Origin of the sequence: Citrobacter sp. C1, assembly GCF_014596895.2 — a bacterium.
In the GTDB taxonomy this organism is placed as follows: Bacteria; Pseudomonadota; Gammaproteobacteria; order Enterobacterales; family Enterobacteriaceae; genus Citrobacter; species Citrobacter gillenii.
This window is the reverse complement of record NZ_CP115035.1, coordinates 959,507-977,060: the sequence shown is the minus strand read 5'-3', so window position 1 is coordinate 977,060 and position 17,554 is coordinate 959,507. Positions and strand designations below refer to the sequence as shown.

15 protein-coding genes are annotated in these 17,554 nt (G+C 53.2%); 3 read left to right on the top strand and 12 right to left on the bottom strand.

Features of this window, described 5'->3' with window-relative positions; translation table 11 throughout:
- Positions 1-3 precede the first annotated feature (3 nt).
- From cysC to cysD, 3 genes are read right to left on the bottom strand one after another with little or no spacing between them, the layout of a single operon-like run.
- The gene (gene cysC / locus IB214_RS04615; protein ID WP_115257610.1) at positions 4-609 is read right to left on the bottom strand and encodes an adenylyl-sulfate kinase; all 606 of its coding nucleotides are present in this window, start codon (positions 607-609) and stop codon (positions 4-6) included.
- On the bottom strand, positions 609-2,036 hold the full coding sequence (gene cysN / locus IB214_RS04610; protein ID WP_117343148.1) for a sulfate adenylyltransferase subunit CysN: 1,428 nt from the start codon (positions 2,034-2,036) through the stop codon (positions 609-611). The genes cysC and cysN overlap by 1 nt, the downstream gene beginning before the upstream one ends.
- A gap of 9 nt (positions 2,037-2,045) precedes the next feature.
- Positions 2,046-2,954 carry a sulfate adenylyltransferase subunit CysD gene (gene cysD, locus IB214_RS04605; protein ID WP_117343147.1) on the bottom strand — a complete coding sequence of 303 codons (909 nt, stop codon included), beginning with the start codon at positions 2,952-2,954 and terminating at the stop codon, positions 2,046-2,048.
- Positions 2,955-3,208: 254 nt separating this feature from the next.
- Here cysD and IB214_RS04600 point away from each other — a divergent pair, with 254 nt between their 5' ends.
- Positions 3,209-4,246 carry an aminopeptidase gene (locus IB214_RS04600; RefSeq protein ID WP_096755914.1) on the top strand — a complete coding sequence of 346 codons (1,038 nt, stop codon included), beginning with the start codon at positions 3,209-3,211 and terminating at the stop codon, positions 4,244-4,246.
- A gap of 53 nt (positions 4,247-4,299) precedes the next feature.
- Here IB214_RS04600 and cysH read toward each other — a convergent pair whose 3' ends face one another.
- From cysH to cysJ, 3 genes are all read right to left on the bottom strand, one after another.
- On the bottom strand, positions 4,300-5,034 hold the full coding sequence (gene cysH, locus IB214_RS04595) for a phosphoadenosine phosphosulfate reductase (protein WP_117343146.1): 735 nt from the start codon (positions 5,032-5,034) through the stop codon (positions 4,300-4,302).
- 101 nt (positions 5,035-5,135) lie between these two features.
- On the bottom strand, positions 5,136-6,848 hold the full coding sequence (gene cysI / locus IB214_RS04590; RefSeq protein WP_115257607.1) for an assimilatory sulfite reductase (NADPH) hemoprotein subunit: 1,713 nt from the start codon (positions 6,846-6,848) through the stop codon (positions 5,136-5,138).
- The gene (cysJ, locus tag IB214_RS04585) at positions 6,848-8,647 is read right to left on the bottom strand and encodes an NADPH-dependent assimilatory sulfite reductase flavoprotein subunit (protein ID WP_117343145.1); all 1,800 of its coding nucleotides are present in this window, start codon (positions 8,645-8,647) and stop codon (positions 6,848-6,850) included. Before cysJ ends, cysI begins: the two co-directional genes overlap by 1 nt.
- Before the next feature lie 305 nt (positions 8,648-8,952).
- Here cysJ and queD point away from each other — a divergent pair, with 305 nt between their 5' ends.
- Positions 8,953-9,315, top strand: coding sequence for a 6-carboxytetrahydropterin synthase QueD (gene queD / locus IB214_RS04580; RefSeq protein WP_096755909.1), 363 nt, complete (start codon positions 8,953-8,955; stop codon positions 9,313-9,315).
- Positions 9,316-9,409: 94 nt separating this feature from the next.
- Here the strand turns inward: queD and queE are convergent, their stop codons facing one another.
- The 3 genes from queE to IB214_RS04565 form a co-directional block, all read right to left on the bottom strand.
- Complete coding sequence (gene queE, locus IB214_RS04575) at positions 9,410-10,081, bottom strand: 7-carboxy-7-deazaguanine synthase QueE (protein WP_115257603.1); 672 nt, start codon at positions 10,079-10,081, stop codon at positions 9,410-9,412.
- Between the two features lie 71 nt (positions 10,082-10,152).
- Entirely contained in the window at positions 10,153-10,842 is a 690-nt protein-coding gene (locus tag IB214_RS04570) for an N-acetylmannosamine-6-phosphate 2-epimerase (RefSeq protein WP_117343143.1), read from the bottom strand.
- Entirely contained in the window at positions 10,842-12,398 is a 1,557-nt protein-coding gene (locus IB214_RS04565) for a PTS transporter subunit EIIC (RefSeq protein ID WP_117343232.1), read from the bottom strand. The genes IB214_RS04570 and IB214_RS04565 overlap by 1 nt, the downstream gene beginning before the upstream one ends.
- A gap of 165 nt (positions 12,399-12,563) precedes the next feature.
- Here IB214_RS04565 and IB214_RS04560 point away from each other — a divergent pair, with 165 nt between their 5' ends.
- Positions 12,564-13,388, top strand: a complete 825-nt coding sequence (locus IB214_RS04560; protein ID WP_117343142.1) for a MurR/RpiR family transcriptional regulator — start codon at positions 12,564-12,566, stop codon at positions 13,386-13,388.
- A 55-nt stretch (positions 13,389-13,443) separates the two neighbouring features.
- Here IB214_RS04560 and eno read toward each other — a convergent pair whose 3' ends face one another.
- The 3 genes from eno to mazG all read right to left on the bottom strand — a co-directional run bounded on the left by eno (position 13,444) and on the right by mazG (position 17,482).
- Complete coding sequence (eno, locus tag IB214_RS04555; RefSeq protein ID WP_115257599.1) at positions 13,444-14,742, bottom strand: phosphopyruvate hydratase; 1,299 nt, start codon at positions 14,740-14,742, stop codon at positions 13,444-13,446.
- A gap of 86 nt (positions 14,743-14,828) precedes the next feature.
- On the bottom strand, positions 14,829-16,466 hold the full coding sequence (pyrG, locus tag IB214_RS04550; RefSeq protein WP_096755904.1) for a glutamine hydrolyzing CTP synthase: 1,638 nt from the start codon (positions 16,464-16,466) through the stop codon (positions 14,829-14,831).
- Positions 16,467-16,690: 224 nt separating this feature from the next.
- Positions 16,691-17,482, bottom strand: a complete 792-nt coding sequence (gene mazG / locus IB214_RS04545; protein WP_117343141.1) for a nucleoside triphosphate pyrophosphohydrolase — start codon at positions 17,480-17,482, stop codon at positions 16,691-16,693.
- Positions 17,483-17,554: the final 72 nt, after the last annotated feature.

The following is a 17,554-nucleotide window of genomic DNA, read 5'->3' as shown; positions in this document are numbered from 1 at the left end:
GTCTCAGGATCTGATAATATCTTGCTGCCTCAGCAGGTCTAATAATTGAGGAACCAAATTTGTTACCAATTGTTCACCATCAAGGTGAATCTCTGGCGATTCAGGCGCTTCATACACCGCGTCAATTCCGGTGAAATTGCGCAGTTCACCCGCTCGCGCTTTTTTATACAGCCCTTTCGGATCGCGGGCTTCGCATGTCGCCAGCGGCGTATCGACAAACACCTCGATAAAACGCCCCTCGCCGACGCGCTCGCGGACCATTTGCCGCTCAGCGCGATGCGGGGAGATAAATGCCGTCAGCACCACCAGCCCGGCATCCACCATCAGGCTAGCGACTTCCCCCACCCGCCGGATGTTCTCTTTGCGATCGGCGTCGCTAAAACCCAGATCGCTGCACAGGCCATGGCGCACGTTGTCGCCATCCAGCAGATAGGTACTGACGCCCAGATTGTATAGTGCTTCTTCCAGCGCCCCTGCCACCGTCGATTTACCCGAGCCGGAGAGCCCGGTAAACCACAGCACAACACCACGGTGACCGTGGCGTTGCTCTCGCTGTTGCGGCGTAACGGGATGGGCATGCCAGACGACGTTTTCGTCATGCTGCGCCATTACTTTCCTCCCAGCAAATCGCGTGCATTCCAGTGCGGGAAGTGACGACGCACCAGTGCATTCAGTTCCAGTTCAAACGCGCTGAACGGGGATGTCGTGGCCTGTTGCTGCTCGATGGGTTCGCGGATCAGTCCCGCCCCCACGGTGACGTTGGTCAGGCGGTCAATAATAATCAGGCCGCCCGTCACTGGGTTATGCTGATAGGTATCCAGTACCAGCGGTTCATCAAACGTCAAATTAACCAGGCCAATACCATTCAGCGGCAACGCGTCGACCTCACGCTGAGTCAGGTTATTGATATCGACCTGATACTGCACGTTATCTACGCGGGCACGCGTCTTTTTGCCCGCGACTTTGATGTCATAGCTCTGACCTTCCGACAGCGGTTGTTCCGCCATCCATACCACGTCAACGGCAGCATGCTGTACCGCAGGCAAGACTTCGCGAGCATCCAGCAACAGGTCGCCACGGCTGATGTCGATTTCATCTTTCAGTACCAGAGTAATCGCTTCGCCCGCATGCGCTTCCTGGAGGTCGCCGTCAAAAGTGACGATCCGCGCGACGCTTGATTCAACGCCAGACGGCAGCACTTTGATTCGCTGGCCTACCGTTACGCGACCGGAGGCCAGAGTTCCGGCATAACCACGAAAATCCAGGTTCGGGCGATTCACATACTGTACCGGGAAACGCATCGGTTGGGCCTCAACAGCACGCTGGATCTCTACCGTTTCCAGTACCTCCAGCAGCGTCGGGCCGCTATACCATGGCATGTTTTTACTCTGGGAGGCCACGTTGTCGCCTTCCAGCGCAGAAAGCGGCACAAAACGAATATCCAGATTGCCCGGCAACTGTTCGGCAAAGGTCAGATAATCTTCGCGAATGCGGGTAAATGTTTCTTCGCTGAAGCTCACCAGATCCATTTTATTGATCGCCACCACCAGATGTTTGATCCCCAACAGCGTGGAGATAAAACTGTGGCGGCGAGTCTGGTCCAGCACACCTTTACGTGCATCAATCAGCAGGATCGCCAGATCGCATGTGGACGCACCGGTGGCCATGTTCCGAGTGTATTGCTCGTGCCCTGGCGTATCGGCAATAATAAATTTGCGCTTCTCGGTGGAGAAATAGCGGTAGGCCACGTCGATAGTGATCCCCTGCTCACGCTCGGCCTGTAACCCGTCAACCAGCAGCGCCAGATCCAGTTTCTCACCCTGGGTACCATGACGTTTGCTGTCGTTATGCAGCGTTGAGAGCTGATCTTCGTAAATCTGGCGCGTGTCGTGCAGCAGGCGGCCAATCAGCGAGCTTTTCCCGTCATCCACGCTGCCGCAGGTTAAAAAGCGCAGCAGGCTTTTGTGTTGCTGGGCAACCATCCAGGCTTCAACGCCGCCTTCATTAGCAATTTGTTGTGCAAGTGTCGTGTTCATGGCGGCTCCTTAGAAATACCCCTGACGTTTCTTCAGCTCCATGGAGCCCGCCTGGTCGCGGTCAATCACGCGGCCCTGACGTTCACTGGTGGTTGAGACCAGCATTTCTTCGATAATTTCCGGCAGCGTCTGCGCGTTTGACTCCACGGCGCCGGTAAGCGGCCAGCAGCCAAGCGTGCGGAAACGCACCATGCGTTTTTTGATAACCTCACCGGGTTGCAGATCGATCCTGTCGTCATCGATCATCATCAGCATGCCATCACGTTCCAGCACCGGGCGTTCCGCGGCCAGGTACAGCGGTACAATGTCGATATTTTCCAACCAGATGTACTGCCAGATATCCTGTTCAGTCCAGTTCGAAAGCGGGAACACGCGAATGCTTTCGCCTTTGTTAATCTGCCCGTTGTAGTTGTGCCACAGTTCCGGACGCTGGTTTTTCGGGTCCCAGCGATGAAAACGATCGCGGAAGGAATAAATTCGCTCTTTGGCACGCGATTTCTCTTCATCGCGGCGGGCACCACCGAACGCGGCGTCAAAGCCGTATTTGTTCAGCGCCTGCTTCAGCCCTTCGGTTTTCATGATGTCGGTATGCTTGGCGCTGCCGTGGACAAACGGGTTAATCCCCATCGCCACCCCTTCCGGGTTTTTATGCACCAACAACTCGCAGCCGTAGGCCTTGGCTGTACGGTCACGGAATTCATACATCTCGCTGAATTTCCAGCCGGTGTCCACATGTAGCAACGGGAACGGCAGCGTGCCGGGATAAAACGCTTTGCGCGCCAGATGCAGCATTACGCTGGAGTCTTTGCCGATGGAATACATCATCACCGGATTAGAAAACCCGGCGGCCACCTCACGAATAATATGGATGCTTTCCGCTTCCAGTTGCCGCAGGTGGGTAAGTCGTTTTTGATCCATAACCGTTCCTATGTAATGCCGTTATTGTTCTAACGATGCTCAGATAACTCGACTATAGGGAGGGCAAGAGAACGAATGAAATTACGAATTGGAATGAGTAGTTCCTCAAAGGAATAACGATCTGGAAAAGCAAATATCAAAAAGTGCTTAAGCCGCCGGATTTCGGGCATTTAGGAGCAAATGAAATTGTTTTACCCCGATCACGGTTTCATACTAGCGGGTAAAAATTTATGCTTGGTATTTAAGGACTCACTATGTTTTCCGCATTGCGCCACTTTCCTGCTGCCCTGGCGCTCGGCGTGTGCTTTATCCTTCCCGCACAGGCAACCTCTTCGAAGCCCGGAGATATCGCCAACTTCCAGGCCCGCCATATTGCAACGTTTTTTCCTGGCCGCGTGACGGGCTCGCCTGCAGAAATGTTGTCTGCCGATTATTTACGTCAGCAGTTTCAGCAGATGGGATACAGCAGTGATATTCGGACGTTTAATAGCCGCTATGTGTATACCGCCAAAAATAACCATAAAAACTGGCATAACGTAACGGGTAGCACGGTAATTGCAGCACATGAAGGTAAGGCACCGCAGCAGATTATTATTATGGCGCACCTTGATACCTACGCGCCGCAAAGCGATGCCGACTCCGATGCCAATCTCGGTGGATTAACGCTGCAAGGGATTGACGATAACGCGGCGGGTCTCGGCGTGATGCTGGAACTGGCAGAAAAACTCAAGAATGTCCCGACCGAGTACGGCATCCGCTTTATCGCCACCAGCGGAGAAGAAGAAGGCAAGCTCGGCGCAGAGAACGTACTCAAACGCATGAGCGCCGCAGAGAAGAAAAATACGCTGCTGGTGATTAATCTCGATAACCTGATCGTCGGCGATAAGCTCTATTTCAACAGCGGGCAAAAAACACCTGAAGCGGTTCGTAAGCTCACGCGCGACCGGGCGCTGGCTATTGCACGCAGTCGCGGTATCTCCGCCAGCACTAATCCCGGTCTGAACAAGAACTACCCGAAAGGCACTGGATGTTGTAACGATGCGGAGGTGTTCGACAAAGCGGGGATTGCCGTGCTCTCCGTCGAAGCCACCAACTGGAATCTGGGTAATAAAGACGGCTATCAGCAGCGAGCCAAAACCGCCTCATTCCCTGCAGGCAACAGCTGGCACGACGTTCGACTTGATAACCAGCAGCATATTGATAAAGCGTTACCCGGCCGTATTGAGCACCGCAGTCGCGACGTGGTACGCATTATGCTGCCACTGGTCAAAGAGCTGGCAAAGGCGGGCTAATTCACCCGTATCCTGCCCGGTAGCATGCAGATGCTTACCGGGCCTGTTACCGATTACCCTTCGTGCAATCCGCACTCCCGCTTCAGTCCGAAGAAGCGCGTCTCTTCTTCCGCCATGCCCGGTTCCCATTTACGGGTGGTGTGGGTATCGCCTACCGACAGATAGCCTTGCTCCCACAGCGGATGATACTTCAGCCCGTGTTGTTGCAGGTACTGGTACACCGTGCGGTTGTCCCAGTCGATGATCGGCAGCAGTTTGAACACGCCACGCTGGATAGCCAGTACCGGCAAATGGGCACGACTGCCGGATTGCTCACGACGCAGACCGGCAAACCAGGTTTGCGCATTGAGTTCTTGCAGCGCCCGGTTCATCGGCTCGACTTTGTTGATGTCATTATATTTCTCAATGCCTTCAACGCCCTGTTCCCACAGTTTACCATAGCGCGCTTCCTGCCAGGCGGCACTCTCTTTTGCCCGGTAGACCTGCAGATTGAGTTTGAGCGTGTCCGTTAACTCGTCAATAAACTGGTAGGTTTCCGGGAACAAATAGCCGGTATCGGTAAGGATCACCGGGATATCCGGGCGAATCTGATTCACCAGGTGCAGGCTAACCGCCGCCTGAATACCAAAGCTCGAAGAGAGCACGTAGTCGCCGGGTAGATTCTCCAGCGCCCACGCCACGCGATCCTGCGCGCTCAGTTTTTCCAGTTGGCTGTTGGTTTCCGCCAGCGCCATGACGCGCTCAACTTTTGGTAGCGCGTTCAGGCCGTTTAGATCGAGTCTGGACATAAGTTCCTCGCTGTATGCCTTGCCTGATGGCGCTTCGCTTATCAGGCCTACAGTCTACGTAGGCCGGATAAGGCATTTATGCCGCCATCCGGCAATTCAGGTTATTCCCAGAAATCCCGGGCGGGATCGAGCACCGGGCGAATAATGCCCGCACGCACCGTAAAATCGCCGAAGCCTTCACCCGCTTCACGCTCTTTTGCCCAGCGCCCAATCAGTTCATCCAGCAAGGCCAGAATTTCTGTCTCGGTGATGTTCTCTTTGAACATCCGTGGAATACGCGTCCCGATACGGTTACCCCCCAGGTGCAGGTTGTAACGTCCCGGCGCTTTCCCGACCAGGCCGACCTCTGCCAGCATGGCACGACCACAACCGTTCGGGCAGCCCGTCACGCGCAGCACAATGTTTTCGTCGCTCAACGCGTATTTCGCCATCAGAGCGTCAATGCTGTCGATAAACGTCGGCAGGAAGCGCTCTGCTTCCGCCATCGCCAGCGGACAGGTCGGGAACGAGACGCAGGCCATCGAGTTTTCACGCTGCGGAGTCACGGCATTCATTAAGCCGCTCTGCTGCGCAATCTTCTCGATCTTCGCCTTCTCGCTTTCCGGCACACCGGCAATGATCAGGTTCTGGTTGGCGGTAATACGGAACTCGCCTTTGTGGATCTTTGCTATCTCCAGCAACCCGGTTTTCAGCGGACGTCCCGGATAATCCAGAATACGACCATTCTCAATAAACAGCGTCAGGTGCCATTTTTTGTCGATGCCCTTCACCCAGCCGATACGATCGCCGCGACCGGTAAACTCATACGGGCGAATCGATTCAAATTTGATACCCGCCCGGCGTTCCACTTCTGCCTTAAAGGTCTCAACGCCGACGCGCTCCAGCGTGTATTTGGTTTTGGCGTTTTTACGGTCGGTACGATTACCCCAGTCGCGCTGGGTAGTCACCACCGCTTCCGCAACGGCCAGCGTGTGCTCCAGCGGCAAATAGCCAAATTCACTGGCGGTACGCGCGTAGGTTTTCTTGTTACCGTGCTCAATAGACAGCCCACCGCCAACCAGCAAGTTGAACCCCACCAGTTTGCCGTTTTCTGCTACCGCGACGAAGTTCATGTCGTTGGCATGCAGATCGATATCGTTCTGCGGCGGAATAACCACCGTCGTTTTGAACTTACGCGGCAGATAAGTTTGACCGAGGATCGGCTCTTCATCGGTGGTGGCGACTTTTTTCTGATCCAGCCAAATCTCTGCATACGCCCGGGTGCGCGGCAACAGGTGTTCAGAGATTTTCTTCGCCCACTCGTAGGCTTCCGCGTGTAACTCGGACTCGTACGGGTTGGAGGTACACAACACGTTACGGTTCATGTCGTTGGCGGTCGCCAGCGCGTCCAGTCCGACCGAGTTGAGCATCTGATGCACCGGCTTGACGTTCTTCTTCAGAATGCCGTGAAACTGAAAGGTCTGACGGTTGGTCAGACGGATGCTGCCGTAAATCGTGTTGTCATGAGCAAACTTATCGATCGCCTGCCATTGTTTAGTGGTGATGACCCCGCCCGGCAGACGGCAGCGCAGCAGCATTGCATGACGTGGCTCCAGCTTCTGCTCGGCGCGCTCGGCGCGAATATCGCGGTCATCCTGCTGGTACATACCGTGAAAACGGATCAGCAGAAAGTTATCACCTTTAAAACCGCCGGTGAGGCCGTCATTTAAATCTTCCGCAATGGTGCCGCGCAGATAGTTGCTTTCCAGCTTCATACGTTCAGCGTCGGACAGCTTACCTTCGACCACCAGTGGCCCTGGATGTTTTTCACTCATTAGTAGACATCTCGCTGATAACGGCGCTCAACGCGCAGCTCACTTAAAAATTCATCCGCCGCTTCGGTATCCATCGCACCGAATTCGGCAATCACTTCCAGCAAAGCCTGCTCAACGTCTTTCGCCATGCGATTGGCGTCGCCGCAGACATAAATGTGCGCCCCGTCATTAATCCAGCGCCACAGTTCCGCACCTTGTTGGCGCAGTTTATCTTGTACGTAGACTTTTTCTTTTTGGTCGCGTGACCAGGCGAGATCGATCCGGGTAAGTACACCCTCTTTGACGTAGCGCTGCCACTCCACCTGGTAGAGAAAATCTTCGGTAAAGTGCGGATTGCCAAAGAACAGCCAGTTTTTACCTGTCGCTTCATCGGCAGCACGCTGCTGCATAAAGGCGCGGAACGGTGCAATTCCCGTCCCCGGCCCAATCATAATGACCGGTGTTTCAGGATTGGCTGGCAGGCGGAAGTTGTCGTTATGTTCAATGAACACACGTACTTCACCTTCTTCGCCAACGCGGTCGGCGAGGAAGCTCGAGGCTCCGCCGGCACGCGCACGGCCTTCGACGTCAAACCGCACGGCACCGACGGTCACATGTACTTCGCTTTCGACTTCCGCCTGTGAGGAGGCTATTGAGTACAGGCGCGGGGTCAACGGACGCAGCAGACCGATTAACGCTTCCGCGTCCAGCTGCGCCGGAGAAAAGCGCAGCATATCGACGATAGGCGTGGTGGCGGCATAGTGTTGCAACTGCGCTTTATCGCCCACCAGCGGCAGCAACGTTTCACTGCGCGTTAAGGTGGCGTAATTTTCTACAATATTGGCTGTGTTAACCGTCAGTTCGAAGTGCCACTGCAGCGCGTCGGTAAGCGGTAGCAATTTGCCATCAACCGTGACCGGCTCGTCGCCTTTCAGCCACAGCAGTTCAACAATCTCTTTGACCAGCGCCGGAGCGTTTTGATACCACACGCCGAGGGCGTCGCCGGGCTGATAGCGCAGGCCGGAATCGCCCAGATCGATTTCGATATGACGCACGTCTTTTTCGGAGTCACGACCGGTGATTTTCTGATTCACGGAAAGCGACGCGCTAAGCGGCGCTTCTTTAGTGTACGGACTGGTATGCACCTCGTTAATCGCACCGCTCGCAGCGGCCTGTACAGAAGGTGCAGCAGGCGCTCGTGCCTTCAACACATCAACCAGACGGGCGCGCCACTGCGCAGCTGCCGATTGATATTCAACATCTGCATCTACACGATCCAACAAGCGTTCACCGCCAAGCTCCGCCAGTTTGCTGTCGAAGTTTTTGCCAGACTGACAGAAAAACTCATAAGAGGTATCGCCAAGGCCAAATACGGCGAAGGCGGTATTTTCAAGTTTCGGCGCTTTTTTAGAGAACAGGAATTTATGCAACGCCACCGCTTCTTCCGCCGGCTCACCCTCTCCCTGCGTCGAGGCCACCACGACCAGCAATTTCTCGTTGGCAATATTTTTAAATTTATAGTCGCCGGCATTGATCAGGGTGACATTGAGCTTCGCGGCAATAAGATCGTCACGCAGGGCTTCCGCCACACGGCGCGCATTACCGGTCTGCGAGGCGGAGATGAGCGTGATCCCCGGCATTTCGGCAGCAGGTGCAGGAATAACCGCATTAGCGCCCGGCTGCTGATTCAGCACGCCCCAGAAATAGCCAGAAACCCACGCAAGCTGCGCGGGCGAGAGATCGGTCGTGGCCGCCTGAAGGCGTGCCAGCTGTTCCGGGTTTAGCGGAAGCAAAGCGGAAAGTGGGGCCTGTGTCGTCATGCGTTGTCATGTTCCAGTAAGCAAAGCGGATTTAAGCAATAAAACCCAAACTGAAGATAAGGTTAACGGCGAGAATAGTAACAATTAAAGAAGGGATAGAAATAACAAATAACCAAATGGACTAACCTGTTTTAGCTATAGTTATTAACGGCAAAACAGATTTAATAACCATATGATATATAACTAGTTATTTGATATTGATTGCATGAATGCACTGTCAGGATACTCAGCGCCCGTTTAACTAATGATAAAATTCGTATTATAAGGTACCCTACGGCGGTTTTTTGCATTCTTGAGAGTAGATAATGTCCACCACCCTGTTTAAAGATTTCACCTTCGAAGCCGCTCACCACCTGCCGCACGTACCAGAAGGGCACAAATGTGGCCGTCTGCATGGTCACTCATTTATGGTGCGTCTTGAAATTACGGGTGAAGTCGATCCCCATACCGGTTGGATTATGGACTTTTCCGAGTTAAAAGCGGCATTTAAGCCGACGTACAATCGCCTTGATCACTACTATTTGAATGATATTCCGGGTCTTGAGAATCCGACCAGTGAAGTACTGGCGAAGTGGATCTGGGATGAGATGAAACCGCTGGTTCCGCTGCTGAGCGCGGTGATGGTAAAAGAGACCTGCACGGCGGGCTGCGTCTATCGCGGCGAGTGATTCAGAGTCATTGCCGGATGGCGGAGCGCCTTATACGGTCTACACGTATCTACAAGCGTAGGCCGGGCAAGCGAAGCGCACCCGGCAAAATTTATCAGGCAATATTCAGATATTTATGCGTTTGCATCGACAGACGCCAGTTACGCGCAATACAGGTATCAATACACAGGCGCGTGGCATCATCCTTCTGACTGATCGGCTGTAAAGCAATGATGCGCGGCTTATCATCGGTCAACGTCGCCAGCAGTTCATCCAGTGCTTCAATGTCGCGAACACGCCCTACCGGATGCTTGATTTCATTGGCGCGTTCCAGCGCCTGAGATAACACGTCATAGCCGCCGCGCATATTCACCTTGGGAGAGACAGTCACCCAGGTGTTCGGCGTACAGCGGACTTCATGCGTGCCGCTGGTTTCAATCTGGCAGCTAAAGCCATTTTTTTCCAGCAAGTCGGTCAGCGGCATCAGGTCGTGAATGCAGGGTTCACCACCGGTGATCACCACATGGCGGGCGGTATAGCCCTGACGCTGAATCACAGCCAGCAGATCTTCGCCGCTCGCCGCGCCCCATTTATCGCTCTCTTTAGTCTTGGCCAGGATGCTGTAAAGCGAGACTTCCCGATCCTCAAGCTTATCCCAGGTGTGTTTGGTATCGCACCAGGCACAGCCAACCGGGCATCCCTGTAAACGAATAAAAATGGCGGGGACGCCGGTAAAATAACCCTCACCTTGCAGGGTCTGGAACATCTCATTAATCGGGTACTGCATAGTCTTCTCAATGTGGGGATAAACGATAATTATCGCAGATCCCCGCCAAAGTATCATGCCCGATCGTTGCTTTACGAGGCGATCGCCGTGACAAAGCGTGCCGTTATTTGTTGCGGACGGGTGATCGCCCCCCCAACCACTACGGTATGCGCGCCTAATGCCAGACAGTGTGCAGCCCGTTCAGGGGTGTCGACATTCCCCTCTGCCACTACCGGCAGGCTGACTGCAGCCAGTACCTCACGTAAAAAACCACAGTCGTTATCCGCTAGCACATGCCCACGCGTCTCTACCGTGTAGCCATAAAGCGTCGTACCCACGCAGTCAAAACCCAGTCGTTCTGCGGTGACGGCTTCGTCTACGCTGGCGATGTCCGCCATCAACAGCACAGATGGGTAGCGCGCGCGAATCTGCATAACCAACGCGTCCAGCGTTTGCCCACCTGGACGTGGGCGCGCAGTCGCATCAAGGGCAATAATTTCCGGCTCAACGGTCATTAACTCATCCACTTCCTTCATAGTGGCGGTGATAAACACGTCGCTACCCGGATAATCACGTTTGATGATGCCAATGATCGGCAGTGCGACGCTTTCTTTAATGGCGCGAATGTCCACGACGCTGTTCGCACGGATACCGACAGCCCCTCCCTGTGCTGCCGCCAATGCCATCCGTGACATGATAAACGGGCTGTGCAGAGGCTCATTTTCCAGCGCCTGACAGGAGACAATTAACTTACCTTTCAGCGTATCCAGTACAGTTTTCATTACGATAAAATCTCTTCAACTTCATTTTTGATAATGGTGACGTGCGGGCCATAAATCACCTGAACACCATTGCCACGAATAATCACGCCACGCGCCCCGGTTGCTTTCAGTGCGGCTTCATCAACCTTGCTGCCATCTTTCACCGTCACGCGTAGTCGCGTGGCGCAACAATCCACCTCTTCCAGATTCTCTTTGCCCCCCAGTCCGGCAACCACTGCTGCGGCACGTTCGCTTTGAGGCAACGCATTTTCTACTAACGTTGCGTTCTCACGACCCGGCGTCATCCAGCCAAAGCGGTTGATCAAATAGCGGAAGGTGAAGTAGTACAGGAAGAACCACGGCACGCCCACCATAGGCACGTACATCCAGTTGGTTTTCGCTTCGCCCTGCAATACGCCAAAGAGGATGAAATCGATCAGTCCTCCCGAGAAGGTTTGCCCGATGGTGATATGTAAAATATGGGCAATCATAAATGCCAGGCCATCGAAGAAGGCGTGAATGACATATAACACGGGTGCCACGAACAAGAAGGAGAACTCAATAGGCTCAGTGATGCCGGTCAGGAAGGAAGTCAGCGCAGCAGACAGCAGCAGACCCGCGACAACTTTTTTGTTCTCTGACTTCGCCGTGTGGTACATCGCCAGACATGCCCCAAGCAAACCGAACATCATGGTAATGAAGCGCCCGGACATAAAGCGGGAGGTACCCACATAGAACTGCTGAGTGTTCGGATCGGCAAGCTGAGCGAAGAAAATACGTTGTGTGCCTTCCACTAATTGGCCGTTAACGATTTCACTGCCACCGAGTGCCGTCGTCCAGAATGGCAGATAAAAGATATGATGCAGACCCAGTGGACCAAGCATACGCAGGATAAAACCGTACAACAGCGTTCCCAGATAACCCGTTGCATCAACAAGGCCACCCAGTCCAAATATGAGTTTCTGGAAATGGGGCCAGACCACCGTCATTGCGGCACCGACTGCAATCGCCGCAAGCGAGCTAATGATCGGAACAAAGCGCGAGCCGCTAAAGAAACCCAGAAACTGCGGTAGCGAGACTTTATTAAAGCGACTGTGCAGCGCGCAGGTAACAAGGCCTATCACCACACCACCAAACACACCCGTTTCCAGCGTCTGGATACCCAGCGTCATTCCCTGACCAACAGCACCTGGGTTCTCATGCGCCAGCGTCCCGTTCAGGATCAGCAAAGCGTTGATAGTGGCATTCATCACCAGAAACGCCAGCAGCGCGGCAAGCCCCGCAGTGCCTTTATCCGTCTTCGCCAGGCCCACTGCTACACCAACCGCAAAAAGCACCGACAAGTTGGCGAACACAATGGATCCCGCGCTGGTCATGATAGTGAAGATAGCCTGCAACCAGTCAACATCTAAAAACGGGTAGGCCGTCAACGTATTAGGGTTTGATAATGCACCACCAATACCCAGTAACAGCCCCGCAGCGGGTAATATCGCAATTGGCAGCATAAACGATTTGCCAAACCGCTGTGCCTTTTCAAACCACGCCCCTGACGACGCGCCGCTAAACATATTCATCATTTTTTCATTCCCCTGACAATTGATGAAAATTTTTACCATAAATAATTTTATAAATGAAAATTATCATCAAAATTCTGGAAGTCGATCATACTTTTTTGAAATGACTGGCATCTCTCCCCCGCTTTCCGCCACACTATCGCCAGAGAAACGTATTAAGGATTTTGCATGCCTGAAAATGAAAACCTGCTGCTGAGACTGCGCCAGGGCGTAGACGGATACAGCCGTACACAGCAGAAGCTGGGTGAGTTTGTGCTGAGCGATCCGGCAAAAGTTGTCTATCTAACGATTACCGAACTGGCGCGCGAAAGCGACACCAGCGAGGCCAGCGTCACGCGTCTGTGCCGCACGCTAGGATGTAAGGGCTATAACGAATTTAAGATGGCGCTGGCGCTTGATCTCCAGCACGGACAGTCGATCGAACACGGCGGCGATGAGATTGACAATGTGGTCAATGAATCCGTGCAGGCCTTGCAGGACACCGCAAAATTACTCGACAGGACATTACTCGAAGCCGCCGCCCTCGCGCTGCACCAGGCCCAGTCGGTACAGATTTATGGCGTGGCGGCCAGTGCGATTCTGGGGGAATATCTGCATTACAAACTGTTACGTCTGGGCAAGCCCGCACAACTGTTCAGCGACATGCATCGTGCCGCCATGAATGCCACTACGCTTTCCAAAGACTCGCTGGTGGTGGCAATTTCCAGTTCAGGCTCCACTCGCGATCTGCTTCATGTCGTTAAACTTGCGCGTAAGCATGGCGTCCCCGTACTGGCGCTGAGCAACACGCCGCGCAGTCCGCTGGCCTCACTGAGTGATATCCAACTGGTTGCAGCCAAACCCGAAGGGCCCCTGAGTGCTGGGGCGCTCAATGCCAAAGTGGGCGTAATGTTATTAGTTGAATTGCTCACCACATCGCTTATCGCGCTGGATGAAAAGTACAGCGATGTGAGTCAGCAAACCGCCAGTGCGACGCTGCCGCTGCTACTTTAAAGACATAAAAAAACCCGCCGAAGCGGGTTTTTACGTTAAGAGCTAAAGAGCAGGACTACGCCTGACCTTTGATCTCTTTACGACCGTTGTACGGCGCTTGTTCACCCAGAGCTTCTTCGATACGAATCAGCTGGTTGTACTTAGCAACGCGGTCAGAACGGCTCATAGAACCGGTTTTGATCTGGCCTGCAGCGGTACCAACAGCCAGGTCAGCGATGGTTGCGTCTTCAGTTTCGCCAGAACGGTGAGAGATGACAGCCGTGTAGCCAGCGTCTTTCGCCATTTTGATCGCAGCCAGAGTTTCGGTCAGAGAACCGATCTGGTTGAATTTGATCAGGATGGAGTTAACGATGCCTTTGTCGATGCCTTCTTTCAGGATCTTGGTGTTGGTTACGAACAGATCGTCACCAACCAGCTGGATTTTGTCGCCCAGTACTTTAGTCTGGTATGCGAAACCGTCCCAGTCAGACTCGTCCAGACCATCTTCGATGGACACGATCGGGTACTGTTTGGTCAGTTCTTCCAGGAAGTGAGTGAATTCTTCGGAGGTGAATGCTTTGTTGCCTTCGCCAGCCAGAACGTATTTACCGTCTTTGTAGAATTCAGATGCTGCACAGTCCATCGCCAGAGTGATGTCTTTGCCCAACTCGTAGCCTGCTGCTTTAACCGCTTCAGCAATAACAGCCAGAGCTTCTGCGTTGGAACCCAGGTTCGGCGCGTAGCCACCTTCGTCACCAACTGCAGTGTTCATGCCTTTGGCTTTCAGAACTTTAGCCAGGTTGTGGAACACTTCAGAACCCATACGTACGGCTTCTTTCAGGGATTTAGCGCCAACCGGCTGAATCATAAATTCCTGGATGTCGACGTTGTTGTCAGCGTGCTCACCACCGTTGATGATGTTCATCATCGGAACCGGCATAGAGAATTTGCCCGGAGTACCGTTCAGTTCTGCGATGTGTGCATACAGCGGCAGGCCTTTAGCAGCAGCTGCTGCTTTGGCGTTCGCCAGGGACACAGCCAGAATGGCGTTTGCACCGAAGTTGGATTTGTTTTCAGTACCGTCCAGATCGATCATGATCTTGTCGATGCCAGCCTGATCTTTAGCATCTTTACCCAGCAGAGCCTGAGCAATTGGGCCGTTTACCGCGCCAACCGCTTTCAGTACGCCTTTACCCATGAAACGGGATTTGTCGCCATCGCGCAGTTCCAGTGCTTCGCGGGAACCAGTAGAAGCACCTGACGGCGCTGCTGCCATACCAACGAAACCACCTTCCAGGTGTACTTCGGCTTCAACAGTCGGGTTACCACGGGAGTCGATGATTTCACGACCGATGATTTTAACGATTTTGGACATTAGGTTTTCCTCAGTACAAGTTAAACTAAAACTCCAGACAAACAATGCACCCGGATGGGTGCATTGCCGTTCTAACTTTTTACTTCTTACTTCGCCTGACGCTTCTGATGTTCACTGGCGGCTTTCACAAAGCCGGCAAACAGCGGGTGCCCATCACGTGGCGTGGAAGTAAATTCCGGGTGGAACTGACAGGCCACGAACCACGGATGATTCGGTACCTCAATGATCTCGACCAACTGATCATCACCGGAGCGGCCTGCAACACGCAGACCCGCAGCTTCAATTTGTTTCAACAGCATATTGTTGACTTCGTAGCGGTGGCGATGGCGTTCAACAATTGTCGGCGTGCCGTACAGCTTACGCACCAGACTCTCGTCGTCCAGCTGACACTGCTGCGCACCAAGGCGCATCGTGCCGCCCAGATCGCTCTTCTCGGTACGGACTTCGACGTTGCCGTCTTCATCACGCCATTCGGTAATCAGGGCCACCACCGGGTACTTACAGTCTGGCACAAATTCCGTGGAGTTGGCGTTGTCCATACCCACGACGTTACGAGCAAACTCAATCAACGCTACCTGCATACCCAGGCAAATGCCCAGATAAGGAATATTGTTCTCACGCGCAAAGCGTGCCGTCGCGATTTTACCTTCAACACCACGGTAGCCGAAGCCGCCTGGGATCAGGATAGCGTCGAGACCTTTCAGGATCTCAACACCGCGCGTTTCAACATCCTGCGAATCGATCAGCTTGATGTTGACGGTGACACGATTCTTCAGACCACCGTGCTTCAGCGCTTCGATAACTGACTTATAGGCATCCGGCAGCTCAATGTACTTGCCGACCATACCGATAGTCACTTCGCCTGCCGGATTGGCTTCTTCGTAGATAACCTGTTCCCATTCTGACAGATTTGCTTCCGGACAGTTCAAGCTGAATCGTTTACAAATATAATCGTCCAGCCCCTGAGATTTCAACAAGCCTGGAATTTTATAGATAGAATCGACATCTTTCAGAGAAATCACCGCTTTTTCCGGGACGTTACAGAACAATGCAATTTTTGCACGTTCATTAGCCGGAACAGCACGATCGGAGCGGCAAATCAGAATATCAGGCTGAATACCGATAGAAAGCAGCTCTTTTACAGAGTGCTGAGTCGGTTTAGTTTTGACTTCACCTGCCGCCGCCATGTAGGGAACCAGCGTCAGATGCATAAACAGCGTATGTTCGCGGCCAATTTCCACGGCCATCTGGCGAATCGCTTCAAGGAACGGCAGAGATTCGATATCCCCAACGGTTCCGCCGATTTCGACCAGAACAACATCATGACCTTCACCGCCTTCCAGAACGCGTTCTTTGATTGCATTCGTGATGTGCGGGATAACCTGAACGGTTGCGCCCAGATAGTCGCCACGACGTTCTTTACGCAGAACGTCAGAGTAAATACGACCGGTGGTGAAGTTGTTGCGGCGGCTCATTTTGGTGCGGATGAAACGCTCGTAGTGACCCAGGTCCAGATCGGTTTCAGCGCCGTCTTCGGTAACGAACACTTCCCCGTGTTGGATTGGGCTCATAGTACCTGGATCGACGTTGATGTACGGATCCAGTTTCATCATGGTTACATTGAGGCCACGGGCTTCAAGAATGGCTGCCAGGGAGGCTGCGGCAATGCCTTTTCCCAGAGAGGATACGACCCCGCCGGTCACAAAAATATAGTTCGTTGTCATGCTGGACCTGAGAAGTTAGGGTGAAACGATGGAATTACCAAGACGGGAAAGTAGTATACCCGAACATGGCGAGCGCCACAAACTTTCATTATTCCTCCTCTTCACCAGGCTCACATTAACATCGGGAGTGAGAAAATAGCCCCTTTGGGGTAAATGTTTTTGACGTAAATCAATCGCTTGTTATTTAAAAAATCACACAAATCGCCCTTGACCGACGAAACCCCTTAGAGATCAATTTCCTGGCGTTTTACCTGTTGCCAGACTTCTTCCATAGTTTCCAGATCAACACCAGTCATTTCCAGACCGCGTTCAGCAACAATCCGTTCAACTTCACGAAAACGTCGCTCAAATTTTTCGTTCGCTTTCTGTAATGCGGTCTCGGCTTTTGTGCCTAAATGGCGGGCCATATTGACCGTGGCAAACAGCAGGTCGCCCATTTCCTCCTCCAGTTTAGCCTGGTCGACGACGGCCTGCTTCGCTTCGAACATGACTTCGTCGATCTCTTCATAAACCTTGTCGACCACCGGTCCTAACGTCTTCCAGTCAAAACCAACATTTGAGCAGCGTTTCTGGATTTTTTGAGCGCGCATCAGCGCCGGTAAACTACGGGGAATATCGTCCAATGCGGAATGTTGGGCTTTCTGCGCACGTTCTTCGCTTTTAATTTGCTCCCAACGGGTTAACACCTCAGTGCTGTTGCTGGCGGAAACATCGGCAAAAACATGCGGATGACGGCGTTCAAGTTTATCGCTGATGGCCGCACAAATATCATCAAAATTAAAGCGCCCTTCTTCCTGTGCCATCTGCGCGTAAAACACCACCTGGAACAGTAAATCCCCCAACTCTCCGCGCAGATCGTCGAAGTCTTCACGCGCAATGGCATCGAGCACTTCATAGGTTTCTTCGAGGGTATAGGGGGCGATGGTGGCGAAAGTCTGCTCTTTATCCCACGGACAGCCGTTTTCCGGGTCGCGCAGGCGCTGCATAATACCGAGCAGTCGGTCGATTTGATTCATTACAAGATCCTGAAAACGTAGGCCCGATAAGCAAAGCGCCATCGGGCATAGTGATATTGCCGGATGGCGGCA